Origin of the sequence: Arthrobacter sp. zg-Y238, assembly GCF_024385525.1 — a bacterium.
GTDB classification, from domain to species: Bacteria; Actinomycetota; Actinomycetes; order Actinomycetales; family Micrococcaceae; genus Arthrobacter_B; species Arthrobacter_B jinronghuae.
Genome location: NZ_JANFLU010000014.1, coordinates 22,145 through 35,176, shown reverse-complemented (window position 1 = coordinate 35,176; position 13,032 = coordinate 22,145). Strand labels below are relative to the sequence as shown.

Sequence of the window (13,032 nt, the reverse complement as noted above, 5' to 3'; positions counted from 1 at the left end):
GACCGCCGGACGTCCCCGCCGGCCGATGCCGGCGAACGGCGCCCGTGACCGCTCGTCCGCAGCACCGGCCTCCCAGCCGGACTAGGTAGGCTAGGCGGGTGAGCAATTCTAATCTCCCCGAAACCCGCGGCCTGTTCATTGCCATGGAGGGCGGAGACGGCGCCGGGAAATCCACCCAGGCGCAGCGGCTGGCCGCCGCACTGCAGGAGACCGGCCGTACGGTCCTGCGCACCCGCGAACCCGGCGGCACCCCCGTAGGCGAACAGCTGCGCGCACTGGTCCTTGAGCACGGCAACGGTGAAATCGATGCACGCACCGAGGCGCTGATCTTCGCTGCCTCCCGTGCCGCGCACGTACAACAGGTCATCGAACCGGCACTCGCCGCCGGAACCGTGGTGGTCTGCGACCGCTACGTCGACAGTTCCATTGCGTATCAGGGAGCCGGCCGGCAGCTGGGCACGGAAGCCGTCCGAACACTGAATGAGTGGGCCACCGGGGGCTTGGAGCCCGACCTCACCGTCCTGCTCGACGTCGAGCCCGAACGCGGCCGGGACCGCCGGACCGCCGGCGATGCGGCCGAGGACCGGCTCGAGTCCGAACCGGATGCCTTCCACCTGCAGATCCGCCTGGCGTTCCTTGAGGCCGCACAGGCAGCTCCCGGCCGGTATCTGGTGCTCGACGCCGGCCGTCCGGTGGACGAATTGGCCGTAACCATCCTGCGGCGCGTGGAAAAGCTGCTGCCGTGAGCGTGTGGGATGACCTGCAGGGGCAGGACCCGGTAGTTGCCCAGCTGCGCCGCGGTGCCGCAGATGCCCGGCCCAACCACGCCTGGCTGTTCACCGGCCCGCCCGGTTCCGGCCGCTCCAATGCGGCCCGCGCCTTTGCGGCCGCACTGGTCTGCGAACAGCAGGACCCGGAGCTGCGGGGCTGCGGGGAGTGCAAGGCCTGCCGGACCGTGCTGGCCGGCTCGCACGCCGACGTTGCCTCCGTCACCACGGAGAAGGTCACCATCAGCATCGATGAGGCCCGAGAACTGGTCCGGAAGGCCCAGGACAAGCCGTCCACCGGCCGCTGGCGCGTCATCATCGTGGAGGACGCGGACCGGATGCAGGAGCGCAGCACCAACGTGCTGCTCAAGGCCATTGAAGAACCGCCGCCGCGGACCATCTGGCTGCTCTGCGCTCCGAGCCCCGGCGATGTCCTGGTCACCATCCGGTCCAGGTGCCGTCCGGTGGGGCTGCGGCTGCCGCCGGTCGAGGATGTAGCGGAACTGCTGATCCGGCGGGACAACATCGACCCGGATGTAGCGCTGCACGCAGCCCGGGCAGCGCAGAGCCACATCGGCGTCGCCAAACGCCTGGCCACCGATGAGGGCGCACGGCAGCGCCGCGAAAGCATCGTGCGGCTGCCGCTGTCGCTGCGGAATGTCTCCGGAGCCATGAAGGCCGCAGCGGACCTCGTGGCCCTGGCCGAAGCGGAAGCCACCAGTTCCTTTGAACAGCGGGACGCTGCGGAGAAGGAAGCATTGCTCGCCTCCCTGGGCGCGCCCGCCACCGGAACCCTGCCGCCGTCGCTGCGCAGCCAGGTGAAGCGCCTCGAGGAAGACCAGGTGCGCCGGGCCAAGCGGTCCAAAAACGACTACTTCGACCGGGCGCTGACGGACCTGCTTTCCTTTTACCGGGACGTGCTGATGATCCAGCTGGGCGGTGCCGGTCCCCTCGTGAACGAGGGGCTCCGCCGGGAGCTGGACGAGTTTGCGGCGTACGGCTCTCCGGAACAGACGCTGATGCGCATGGAGGAGATCAACACCGTGCGCCGCCGGCTGGTCACCACAAACGTGGCGCCGCTGCTGGCCATCGAAGCAATGGCCCTGAGCCTGCTGTAATGTCCAGTTATCCACCGCATTCCGCCAGCCCGGCTGGTCCGCGTACCCAGCCGCTTCAGGAGTAAGAATGACCACCGCCACTGCCCGCCGTCGTTTCCCGCGGCTGGCCGCCGCCGCCGCCTCGGTGGTGCTGCTGGCGGCTTCCACTGCCTGCACAGGGGACTCCGAACCTCGCGCCGAAGGCACCGGCGGCGGGAACTCCGCCACCACCGCACCGGCGGACGTGATCGGCGACGTGCCCGAGGACCTGCAGGAGTTCTACAGCCAGACGGTCACCTGGTCGGAGTGCGAAGTGAACTTCCGCTGCGCCACCATTACGGTCCCGATGAACTATGCAGACCCGGACGCGGGGACGGTGGAATTGTCCGCCATCCTGGCCGACGCCGAGGGGGAGGCCAAGGGCACCATCCTGATCAACCCGGGCGGTCCGGGCGGATCCGGTTACGACGTGGTCAGCCAGTCGCTGGAAAACATCACCAGTGACCGGTTGCGGGAGAACTTCAACATCCTCGGGTTCGACCCGCGCGGCGTCGGCCGGTCCACCCCGGTGAAGTGCCTGAGCGACAAGGAAATGGATGAGGCCCGCGCCGAATACATCGATCCGAGCACACCCGAAGGCCTCACCGCCTCGCGGTTGAGCGCCAAGGAATTCGCCGATGCGTGCGCAGAGGAAACCGGCGAGCTGCTTGGGTTTGTTGACACGGCCAGCGCTGCCCGGGACATGGACGTCCTTCGGGCCATTGCCGGCGACGAAAAGCTGAACTACCTGGGCTTCTCCTACGGCACCTACCTCGGCGCCACCTATGCCGAACTCTTCCCCGACAAGACGGGGCGGCTGGTGCTCGACGGCGCCCTGGACCCTGCGTCCAGCAACGAGGAAGTCACGCTCGGCCAGGCGGCCGCGTTTGAAAAGGCCATCCGCGCCTACGTCGAGGACTGCGTGACCGGCAGCAACTGCCCGCTTGAAGGCAGCGTCGACGAGGGCATCGCTACAATCCGGGAGCTGCTGGCCTCCGTCGAGGCGAGTCCGATGACGGCGGCCGACGGGCGGGTAGTCACCATCTCCACCTTTGTCAGCGGATTCATTCTTCCGCTATACGACGACGGGAACTGGCCGGTGCTCTCGCAGGCCCTGGATACTGCCCTGCAGGGCGACCCGACCTATATGCTCCGTCTGGCCGACATCAGTGCCGACCGTGCCGAAGACGGCGCATACCGGTCCAACACCACCGTGGCTTTCAACGCGGTCAACTGCCTGGATTACCCCATGACCACTGATGATGCGCAGATGGCCGCCGACGCCCTGGAACTGCAGGCGGCGTCCCCCACCATCGGCAAGTACCTCGCCTACGGCGGGGTCACCTGCGAGGCCTGGCCGCACGGACCGGTGAATGAACCGCACGCCATCACGGCCGCCGGCGCGGCGGACCTCCTGGTGATCGGAACCACCGGCGATCCCGCCACCCCTTATGAATGGTCCGAGGCGCTGGCTGCACAGCTGGAATCCGCGGTACTGGTCACCTGGGAAGGGGAAGGCCATACCGCTTACGGGCGCGGAAGCCAGTGCATCGAAGACACAGTGGACGACTACTTCGTGGACGGAACGGTGCCGAAGGAGAACAAGGTCTGCTGATCCGCAGGGGCCGGGCGGATCCGCCCGGACCTTGGTACCGCTCACCGAATCACCCCGGCATCCACCGCCATTTTGACCCGCACCCCCGGGACGTATAAAGTAGTTCCTTGTGGATTCTGCCCGGTAACGGACAGCTGAAGCCCGCCTCCTTAGCTCAGTTGGTAGAGCGTCTCACTCGTAATGAGAAGGTCGCCAGTTCGATTCTGGCAGGAGGCTCCGTTTTCCCAGAACGCCCCCGGTACCTTGTGCCGGGGGCGTTCTGCTTTCTGTCCACGGCAACAACGCGGCGGTCCCGCTGGAGGCCTCCGGCAGCAGCCGCGCAGGTCCAGTTGCGGAAACGCTGCGCATAAATTCCGGCTTCCTTGCGGATGACTTTAGGGTTTCCCGCTGGCCGCGGCCGTATCCTCGGGACATGAAACCGCACCGGCAGGACGCCGGCGGGACGAGGGGATAACCATGGACGCAGCATTGACGGGGCTCACCACCCGCCGCTACACGCTGGTCCAGCGCGATAACTTCATTGCCCCGCTCTGCGCCGAGTGCAACCGCCGGATGATCCCGAACTGGGTGGAGGACCGGGGCCGGTGGATCATCAACGGCTTCCGTTACCCCGGTGTCCGGTGCAGCACGCACGAGCGCCGCGTCCTTCCCGAGTATTTCGGGCTGTCCCAGCCCGCTCCCGTCCCGAACCTGCGGCGGGACACCGCAACGTCTGCCCGGCGCCCCAAAGCCGGCAGCCGGTTCCTGGGGTTGGGTGCCAAACGCGCACAGCGCAGCGCCTAGCCGCCGGTCCCTTGATACGCCCGGCCGTCCCGGGCAACAGACCAGGAACCCTCGTCGTTTTCCCCAAGAAACGGCGGGGGTTTCTGCTGTCCGGGGTGCCGGGAAAATGTGCTCAGCGCAATGGGATGTGGAACCGTCCGGCTCAGCAGAGACCGGGGCAACAGGTAACGGGGTGGGGCCAACCCGGTTAGGAAGCGGGCTTGTCGCCCTCCGGCGGTAGTGCCCTGCCTGCCAGCAGCGCCTTGATGCGGTCCTCGGCATCCGGCAAGGCGGCGGCACTGGCGGCCACATTGGCCTCTTCCACTGCGCGCAGCACCTCGTGGCGCTGGATCTTGACCCCGCGGGGGGCATCGATGCCGATGCGTACGCCGTCGCCGCGTGAATCCAAAACGGTAATGACGATGTCATCCCCGATCAGGATCTGCTCCCCGGACTTGCGTGTTAGCACCAGCATCCGCCCACTCTACCCCAAGCCGGGGCCGTTCCCTCCGACGCCGGGGAACGGTTCAGCCCGGCAGGTTTGCCGGGATCCGGACTCAGAGCACCGGAGTCGGCGAGGGTTCGCCGTCGAGCCAGCCGATGGGCAGACCCAGCGCGTTCACGGACTGCGGCGTGCCGGTGGTGTCAATGCCTTCGACGGCGGCGGCATCCACCACGACTGCGGACCGCACCGCCCCGACCCAGGATGCGGTGTCCTCCGGTTTCCGGCCGGCGTCGACCGCCACCCAGACCTGATCGGCCGCCAACGCCGAGATCAGCGTGGAATGCCGGCCCATTTCGGTACCGGACCTCCCCAGCCCGTAGGCAAGGAAGATGCTGTGCCCGGCCATAACACCGGCTGCACGTGCAGTTGCCACCGCACGCCGGTCCGCTGCCCGGCCGACGCCGTCGGTCTCCAGCACACCGGCCACGCGGACGGCTGCGGCACCCGCGCCGGAGAAGTCGGCCATGGAGCTGCACACCTCGAGTGCGTCGTCGCCCAGGCCGACCACCATCACCAGGTCGCCGGCCCCGCCGAGCGGCGCAGGAGCCATCGGCACGGCATTGCGCTGGCCCGGCTCCGCGCCCTGGTTTATCCAGCCGGAGCCGACCGGGCTGGGCGGCACCTGGCTTCCCGCATTCGGCGGCTGCTTTTCCTGCAGGCCGGGGGCAAAGGCCGGAGCCGGAGCGTGTGCAGGGGTGCCGGTGCTTGCCGCGAGGGTTTCCATCAGTTCGGCGAACGCATGGGACCCCGTGGAGACGGACGGAGCGGGCTGCGGAGCCGGGGCCGGGGCCGGGGCAACGTCCACGGGAACGGACGGAATGATGGTGGGGTGCAGGTTGGATTCGGCCCGCTCCGCCTCTTCAAGGAGCGCGGAAATACCTGTCCGGCCGGAGTCCGTGCGGCTCGGCAGGTCCGGTTCCACCGGCGCCCGGCGCCGGCCGCTGGGCGGCAGCTCCACGGTCACCTCGTAATGCTGGCGGGACAGGAACCCGCCGATCCCGCCCACGGTTACCTTTTCCGCCGCAATTATCCGTGCCCGCGGGCCGTGTTCGGCCAGTACCTGGGCTTTTAGCGCGTCAAGCGACGGCCCCTCAAGCTGAAATCGTCTCACTTCCACGCACCACCCCTACGGTCTCGATACCGACATTACCCGCTGTTGCTTCCTGGTAGGACAGTACCGGCAGGCCGCCGGTCTGTGCGGACACCAGCCGCCGGATGGCGGGGCGCAGGGCCGGCGCGCAGACCAGCACCGGGTTGAATCCGGCGTTCTCGGCGCCCGCCACTGCAGTCTTCAGCGACGCCAGCACGGTATCGACCCTCGCGGGGTCAAGCAGGATCTGGCTGCCCTGGTCGGAGGGACGCAGCGCTTCGAGCATGGACTGCTCCAGCGCCGGATCGATCATGATCACCCGCAGGACGCCGTCGGCGATGTACTGCGCGGCCAGCGCCGGCCCCAGTGCCGTCCGCGCCGTCTCGATGAGCCCCTCCGGGTCCGCGGAAACCTTGGCCCGCAGCAGCAGGGACTCGTAGATCCGCGGCAGGTCGTTGATGGGTATCTGCTCGGCGAGCAGGCCCTGGAGCACCCGCTGCACTTCGGCAAGGGACAGCACGTTGGGGATCAGTTCCTCGACGGCTGACGGGTTGACCAGCTTGACCCCCTCGGTCAGCACCCGAACGTCTTCGCGGGTGAGCAGCCGGGCGGCGTTGGCGGTGATGACCGCGGAGAGGTGCGTGACCAGCACCGACACACGGTCGATCACGGTTGCCCCGGACATTTCCGCCGCGTGCTGCATTTCCGCCGGAACCCACTTGCCGGCCAGGCCGAATACGGGTTCAACGGTGGCGGTGCCCGGCAGTCCGTCCAGATAGTCCCCCAGGGCAAGGATCTTGCCCGCAGGGGCGTCCCCGCGGCCGGCTTCCACACCGGCGATCCGGATGACGTAGGTGGACAACGGCAGGTCGACGCTGTCGCGCGTGCGTACCGGGGGCACCACAATGCCCAGCTCCATGGCGATCTTGCGTCGCAGGGCCCGCACCCGTGCCAGGAGATCGTCGGAGCCACCGGTGACTATGTCCACCAGATCCGGGGCCAGCAGGATTTCCAGCGCATGGACGCGCATCTGCTCAATCAGGTCCTCCGTGGTCTCGGAGGTGGCGGGCGCGTCCAGCGCCGCCTGAGCAGAGTCCTTCTCGGCCTGTTCACTGGCTTCCTTGGTCTTGATTTTCTGCGCAATGAAAATCAGCAGGGCACCGATGGCGATGAAATAGAGTTTCGGCATGCCGGGGATCAGCGCCATCACGATGGCCGCGCCGCCCGCAATCATCAGGGCGTTCCGGGACTGGCCCAGCTGCGCGCCGGCCGTGGTGCCCATGTCCGCCTCGGCATTGGACCGGGTGACGATCATGCCGGTGGAGACCGCCATCAGCAGGGCCGGGATCTGGGTGACCAGTCCGTCGCCGATGGTCAGCAGGCTGTAGGTGCTCACTGCTTCGCCGGCGGCCATGCCGCGCTGGATCATGCCGATGGCGATGCCGCCGATGAGGTTGATGATGATGATGATCAGCCCGGCAATCGCGTCACCCTTGACGAACTTCGACGCGCCGTCCATGGCACCGTAGAAGTCCGCTTCCGCGGAGACTTCGGCCCGGCGTTCCCGGGCCTGGGTATCGGTGATCAAACCGGCATTGAGGTCCGCGTCGATGGCCATCTGCTTGCCCGGCATGGCGTCCAGGGTGAACCGCGCCCCGACTTCGGCGACGCGTTCGGCACCCTTGGTGACCACCACGAACTGGATGACTACCAGGATCAGGAAGATCACCGCGCCGATGATCAACGAACCGCTTACGGCTACGTGCCCGAACGCTTCGATCACCTGCCCGGCGTACCCCTCCCCCAGCACCAGCCGGGTGGAGGCCACGTTCAGGCCCAGCCGGAACAGGGTGGCGACCAGGAGCAGGGAGGGGAACACCGAGAAGTCCAGCGGCTTGCGCACGAACATGGTGGTCAGCAGGATCACCAGTGCCAGCAGGATGTTGATGATGATCAGCACGTCCAGCAGCCCGGCGGGGATGGGGACCACCAGCAGCAGGATGATGCCGATGACCCCGACGGGGACGGCGAGTTTCAGGAGGTTGCGGTTGCGGTTCACGACGCGGCCTTACGGTGTTGTGGGGTGGTGACGGGTTCGGGCGGTGCGGCTGCCATGGTGTGCATGCCCCGGGCGGCGCCGCGCCGCTTCAGGGCCATAACGAAGGCCAGGACTCGGGCCACGGCGTTGTAGAGTTCCGGGGGAATTTCCGCGTTCAGTTCGCAGGCGCTGTGCAGGGCACGGGCCAGCGGAATGTCGGAGACCATGGGGACGCCCTGCTTTTCGGCCTCTTCACGGATCCGGGTGGCAATGTTGTCCGCCCCCTTCGCCACGACCCGCGGCGCGGACTTGCCCGGCTCGTATTTCAGGGCGACGGCCACGTGGGTGGGGTTCACGAGGACGACGTCGGCGTCTGCCACGGCGGCGATCATCCGGTTCCGGCTCATGGCCAGCTGCCGGGACCGGCGCTGCGACTTGACCAGCGGATCGCCGTCGCTGTTCTTGTTCTCGTCCTTGACTTCCTTCTTGGTCATGCGGGTTCGTTTCCGGTTGCGCTTCATAACCACGAAGATGTCCGCCGCAGCGAGGATCAGGCCCGCGGCGACGGCTGCCTGCAGCAGTAGCGCAGTACCGCCCCCCGCAGCTTCCAGGACGGCGGAGATCGGCAGGCCGCCGGCGGACATCAGCACCGGCATCAGTTGCTGGATCACTGCGTACAGGACCAGTCCCACTACGGCGGTCTTGAGCAGGGATTTGGCACCGTTCCACAGGGCCTGGGTGCCGAAGACACGTTTGACGCCGGTGATCAGGTTGAACTGTTCGAACTTGCCCTTGAATTTCTTCATGTGGATACCGCCCTGGACGGCGGCGGTCATCAGGACGACGGCGGCAACAACGCCCAGCAGCGGACCAAGGATGAAGGCCAGGGTGCCCAGGCCCTCGTTCATCTGGGTCAGGGCGAACTCGGGATCGGGGTTGGCAATGGTGGTGGCGACGCCGGCGAGGATCTCGCCGGCGGCTTCGGTGCCCCGGGAGATGGTCAAGGGCATCATCAGGGCGGCCGTGCCTACGCCCACCCAGGCGGTGAGGTCCTCGGAGCGGGAAAGCTGGCCCTTGGAACGGACCTCCTTCATCCGTTTGTCGGTGGCCTGCTCGGTCCGCTCCCCAGAGGGCTGTTCCGGCATCTATCCCACCCCCGTCAACGCGCGCTCGATGGTGGAGACCAGCCCGGAGACGATGCGTGGCAGGGCCAGGAAGACAACTGAAGCCAGGGACAGCGTCAGCAGGATCTTCAGCGGGAAGCCGAGGGCGAAGGCATTCAGGGCCGGGGCCACGCGGGTGAGCAGGCCCAGCCCGGCGTCGGCCAGGAACAGGACCACCAGCAGCGGTCCGGCAATCTGCACCGAGGCCAGGAACATCTGCGATACCGCGGCGGTCAGGGCGGACGCCGGTTCGGACAGGTCCAGTCCCCCCGTCAGCGGCAACGCGGTGAAGCTGCGCAGCAGCCCGCCGATGATCAACTGGTAGCCGTCCGAAGCGAAGAGCAGCGCCAGGGCGGTGATCTGGAAGATGCGCGTGAACTGGGCGCCGTTGACCATGGACTGCGGATCGAAGGCCTGGGCCAGCTGGAAGCCGCCGAAGGTATCGATCAGGTTGCCGGCGGACTGCACGGCGGAGAAAACCACCATCACCAGGAACCCCAGCACGGCACCCACCAGCAGCTCCATCACGATGGCCATGAAGAACGCGCCGGTGCTCAGGGAGTTGTACCCCTCGCTTACCTGCGGGGCGATGGCCAGACCCAGTCCGAGACCGAGCATGGCTTTGATCCGTGCCGGAAACGCGTTGTAGGAGAACGGCGGCGCAATGATGAGGAAGGCCACCATCCGCACCGAGGCCAGCAGGAACGCCTCGATCCAGTCCTGGTCAAGGGTGATGTTCATCTAGCCGCCGCCGAGCAGGGACGGGATCCTCTGGAACATCTCGTGGGTGAAGGACACGATTTCCGAAATCATCCAGTGTCCGCACACAAGCAGGGCGAGGGCCACGGCAAGGGCCTTGGGCACGAACGAAAGCGTGACTTCCTGGATCTGGGTGATGGACTGCAGCAGCGAAATGGCGAACCCCACCACGAGGGCGGTGATCAGCACCGGGGCCGAAAGCTTGGCCGCAACCCAGAGCCCCTGCATGGCGATGTCCAGGACGGCGTTTGTATCCACTAGGTGCCGCCCTGGTAACTGTTGACCAAGGACGTAATGATCAGTCCCCAGCCGTCCACGAGGATGAACAGCAGGATCTTGAACGGCAGCGAGATCATTACCGGCGGGAGCATCATCATGCCCATGGACATCAGCGCTGCGGACACCACCAGGTCAATGACGAGGAACGGCACGAAAATCACGAATCCGATGATGAACGCCGCCCGCAGCTCCGAAATCATGAACGCCGGAATCAGGGTGGTCAGCGGAACGGACTCGGGGCTTTCGGGGTTCTCCTGCCCGGCCGCGCGGGTCATCAGTGCGATGTCCTCTTCGCGGGTGTGGGCGAGCATGAACTGCTGCAGCGGCGCGGTCCCGGTGTCCAGGGCGGCGTCGAAGTTGAGTTCCCCGTTGAGGTAGGGCTGCACAGCGATCGTGTTAATTTCGCTGATCACCGGCGCCATGATGAACAGTGAGAGGAACAGCGCCAGCCCGGCCAGGACCTGGTTGGGCGGGATCGAGGGCAGCGACAGGGCGTTGCGGGTCATGGCCAGCACCACGAAGATTTTCGTGAAGGAGCTGAGCATCAGCAGCAGCGACGGCGCCACCGAAAGCAGGGTGATGCCGATGAGCGTGGTCACCGCCGTGGAGGGCCCGCCGTCCTGGCCGTTGATATCGATGCTCAGCCCGCCGCCGTCGTCCGGCTCCGTGGGAGCAGTGGGGTCCGCGGGCGCACCCGGCGCAGCCGGATCGAACGTGGTGGCGTGCCCGGCTGCAGCCCCCAGCAGGAGCAGGGCAGCCACGGCGAAGAACAGGGCTGCGGCCAGGGTAAGCGCGTGGCGCGCCCTGCGCACGTCGACGGCGGCGCTCATAGTCTGCGTCCCCGACGCAGTACCGCGCCGGCCTGGCGCCAGGTTTCGGGGGCAAGGATGGATCCCGCCAGCGCCGACTTGGCGGGCACCGGGTGTGCGGAGGGAAGGGCATGTGCCCCACGCGCCGCGCGGCGCGGCGGCAGGCCTGAGGAGACTGCTGCGTTGCCGCCCTCCGGGAAGGAACCGGCGGAATGCTGGGCGGCTTCCAGCGAGGCGGCGAACCCGGTTGCGGGCACCGGTTCGGATTCCGGGGGAACCTCTGTGGTGTGCAGCAGGTTTACCGATCCTTCGGCCACCCCGAGCAGGAGGCGCTGTCCGTCGGTTTCCACCACGACCAGCGAGGCCTTGGGGGTCAACGGCTGGCGGCTGACCACGCGCACGGCGGGTTGGTTCGCGCCGGCAGAACCGAGTGTGCGGCTGAAGCGGCGCTGCAGGAACCACAGGAGTCCGAGTACGGCGCCCAGTGCAACCAGGACACGGAGTCCCAGAAACAGGGTTTCCACTAATTGAGCCCCTCGACCACGTCCAGGATTTTGGTGATCCGCACGGCGTAGTCCTGGTCGATGACCACAACTTCGCCGTTGGCGATGAGCCGGCCGTTCAGCAGGATGTCTGCGGGGGCGCCGGCGGACCGGTCCAGCTCCACCACCCGGCCGGGTTCGAGGTTCAGGACGTCGCGGACGGACATGCGGGTGTGCCCGATTTCCACGGTCAGCGCCATCTCGATGTTGTTGATGCGGCCCATCTTGCCGACGATCGAGGGGTCGGCGTGACCGCCGGAGGGGCCGGGGGTGTCCCGCAGGCGGATGGCGAACCACCCGGCGGTGCCCTCAGGGGAGCGCAGTTCGAAGACGACGCTGTCCGGATCGGCGAAGAGGGCGGCGGCGTCCTCGGTGCGGGCCTCGCCGAGCACGCCGACGCCCAGGGTGGCACTTGCTGCTTCGAGCGAGGGACGCAGCACGTCCGCGGCCGAAACGAGCGCGGAGTCGGTGCCGGCGACGTCGGCCAGCGGCGATGAACTGTCCAGGATCAGGGCGAGGTCCGCCGATTCGGTGCCCACGAAGGACGCGGTGACCGCCGTCGCGGTGTGCGACGCCGGGACGCCTGCCCCGTTATGCGGGATCGGTTCCAGGACAAGGGGGGTGGGCAGGCCGCGCACCAGGGCGGAAACGGCGTCGGCGTGCAGGCTGTGGGGGCTGGACATGGGTTACTTCTCCTCGATACTGACGATGCTGCCGGCAAGGCGTGACCCGCTGGCTCCTACTGCTGCCTGTGCCATCGTCTGTCCGTCAACGGTGACGTTCAGCGGGCGGTGGCGGGGGTGGCCCAGATTCAGGACGTCCCCCACGGCAAGGTTCAAGACCATGGCGGGCTTCACCGTGATGGGCTCCAGCTGCAGGCACACCTTCACGGGCACGTGTGCAAGCTGCAGCTGGACCAGTTCGGCCGGCGTGGCATTGCTGGTCTGGGCGCCCAGCGGGTCCAGCTGCGGCAACAGGGCCGCGGCCGGGATGGCCACGGTGGCGGGAGCGGTGGTTTCACCGACCACCATCTCGAAAGTGGCCACGATCATGGGGTCGCCGGAGGCCGCTGCCTGGGCGAACTGCGAGTTGTACTGGACCGAGGACAGCGTCAACGGGGCCGAAAGCAGGTGGCCGAGGGAGTAGTGCAGGTCCTCCACGGCGTCGTCCATGATCTTGCCCAGCAGTGCCTGTTCGATATGCGTGAATTTGCGCTCCGGCGCGGTCTGGAAGCCGGTTCCGCCGAGCATGTGTCCAACCCAGGACAGTGCTGCGGCCATGGGGAACTGGATGACGGCCTTGGCGGAGGTGGTGGAAATGTTGAAAAGCACCATGCCGGTGTTGTCCGGCAGCGCCGCGGCGTACTCGTCGTAGCTCAGCACCTGCACGTCTTCCGAGGTGACCTGCGAAAGCACCCGCACCTTGGCGGTAAGCTGCGTGCCCCACTGGCGGGCGAAGGTATCGAAGGCCATTTCCAGGACACGTGCGTGCTCACGGGCCAGCGTAGTGGGCCTGCTGAAGTCGTAAACCTCCACGGGCTTTGTTTTCGCGGGCATGCTTAAGGAAG

General features: G+C 67.2%; 14 protein-coding genes and 1 tRNA gene. 5 read left to right on the top strand and 10 right to left on the bottom strand.

The window, feature by feature from the left end; translation table 11 throughout:
- Positions 1–143: 143 nt before the first annotated feature.
- The 5 genes from tmk to NNX38_RS15650 all read left to right on the top strand — a co-directional run bounded on the left by tmk (position 144) and on the right by NNX38_RS15650 (position 4,301).
- Positions 144–746 carry a dTMP kinase gene (gene tmk / locus NNX38_RS15670; protein WP_255798893.1) on the top strand — a complete coding sequence of 201 codons (603 nt, stop codon included), beginning with the start codon at positions 144–146 and terminating at the stop codon, positions 744–746.
- Positions 743–1,885 (top strand): DNA polymerase III subunit delta', encoded by a 1,143-nt coding sequence (locus tag NNX38_RS15665; RefSeq protein WP_255798877.1) that lies wholly within the window; start codon positions 743–745, stop codon positions 1,883–1,885. Before tmk ends, NNX38_RS15665 begins: the two co-directional genes overlap by 4 nt.
- Before the next feature lie 67 nt (positions 1,886–1,952).
- The gene (locus NNX38_RS15660; RefSeq protein ID WP_255798876.1) at positions 1,953–3,518 is read left to right on the top strand and encodes an alpha/beta hydrolase; all 1,566 of its coding nucleotides are present in this window, start codon (positions 1,953–1,955) and stop codon (positions 3,516–3,518) included.
- Between the two features lie 143 nt (positions 3,519–3,661).
- Positions 3,662–3,734: transfer RNA gene (locus NNX38_RS15655), tRNA-Thr, on the top strand.
- A gap of 240 nt (positions 3,735–3,974) precedes the next feature.
- The gene (locus tag NNX38_RS15650; protein WP_255798875.1) at positions 3,975–4,301 is read left to right on the top strand and encodes a hypothetical protein; all 327 of its coding nucleotides are present in this window, start codon (positions 3,975–3,977) and stop codon (positions 4,299–4,301) included.
- Positions 4,302–4,488: 187 nt separating this feature from the next.
- Here NNX38_RS15650 and csrA read toward each other — a convergent pair whose 3' ends face one another.
- From csrA to NNX38_RS15600, 10 genes are all read right to left on the bottom strand, one after another.
- A complete protein-coding gene (gene csrA / locus NNX38_RS15645; RefSeq protein ID WP_255798874.1) occupies positions 4,489–4,755 on the bottom strand; it encodes a carbon storage regulator CsrA in 267 nt (88 codons plus the stop codon).
- Positions 4,756–4,837: 82 nt separating this feature from the next.
- The gene (locus tag NNX38_RS15640; RefSeq protein WP_255798873.1) at positions 4,838–5,896 is read right to left on the bottom strand and encodes a hypothetical protein; all 1,059 of its coding nucleotides are present in this window, start codon (positions 5,894–5,896) and stop codon (positions 4,838–4,840) included.
- Complete coding sequence (locus NNX38_RS15635; RefSeq protein ID WP_255798872.1) at positions 5,877–7,934, bottom strand: flagellar biosynthesis protein FlhA; 2,058 nt, start codon at positions 7,932–7,934, stop codon at positions 5,877–5,879. The genes NNX38_RS15640 and NNX38_RS15635 overlap by 20 nt, the downstream gene beginning before the upstream one ends.
- Positions 7,931–9,058: a flagellar biosynthesis protein FlhB gene (locus NNX38_RS15630; protein WP_255798871.1), complete on the bottom strand. Its 1,128-nt coding sequence runs from the start codon at positions 9,056–9,058 to the stop codon at positions 7,931–7,933. The genes NNX38_RS15635 and NNX38_RS15630 overlap by 4 nt, the downstream gene beginning before the upstream one ends.
- The gene (locus NNX38_RS15625) at positions 9,059–9,817 is read right to left on the bottom strand and encodes a flagellar biosynthetic protein FliR (RefSeq protein WP_255798870.1); all 759 of its coding nucleotides are present in this window, start codon (positions 9,815–9,817) and stop codon (positions 9,059–9,061) included. It abuts the gene before it with no gap.
- Positions 9,818–10,093, bottom strand: a complete 276-nt coding sequence (gene fliQ, locus NNX38_RS15620; RefSeq protein ID WP_227923818.1) for a flagellar biosynthesis protein FliQ — start codon at positions 10,091–10,093, stop codon at positions 9,818–9,820. It lies immediately after the preceding gene.
- Positions 10,093–10,944 (bottom strand): flagellar type III secretion system pore protein FliP, encoded by an 852-nt coding sequence (fliP, locus tag NNX38_RS15615; protein WP_255798869.1) that lies wholly within the window; start codon positions 10,942–10,944, stop codon positions 10,093–10,095. The genes fliQ and fliP overlap by 1 nt, the downstream gene beginning before the upstream one ends.
- Positions 10,941–11,447, bottom strand: a complete 507-nt coding sequence (gene fliO / locus NNX38_RS15610; protein WP_255798868.1) for a flagellar biosynthetic protein FliO — start codon at positions 11,445–11,447, stop codon at positions 10,941–10,943. Before fliO ends, fliP begins: the two co-directional genes overlap by 4 nt.
- On the bottom strand, positions 11,447–12,148 hold the full coding sequence (gene fliN, locus NNX38_RS15605) for a flagellar motor switch protein FliN (RefSeq protein ID WP_255798867.1): 702 nt from the start codon (positions 12,146–12,148) through the stop codon (positions 11,447–11,449). Before fliN ends, fliO begins: the two co-directional genes overlap by 1 nt.
- A 3-nt stretch (positions 12,149–12,151) precedes the next feature.
- Complete coding sequence (locus tag NNX38_RS15600; protein ID WP_255798866.1) at positions 12,152–13,021, bottom strand: flagellar motor switch protein FliM; 870 nt, start codon at positions 13,019–13,021, stop codon at positions 12,152–12,154.
- Between the last annotated feature and the right edge of the window lie 11 nt (positions 13,022–13,032).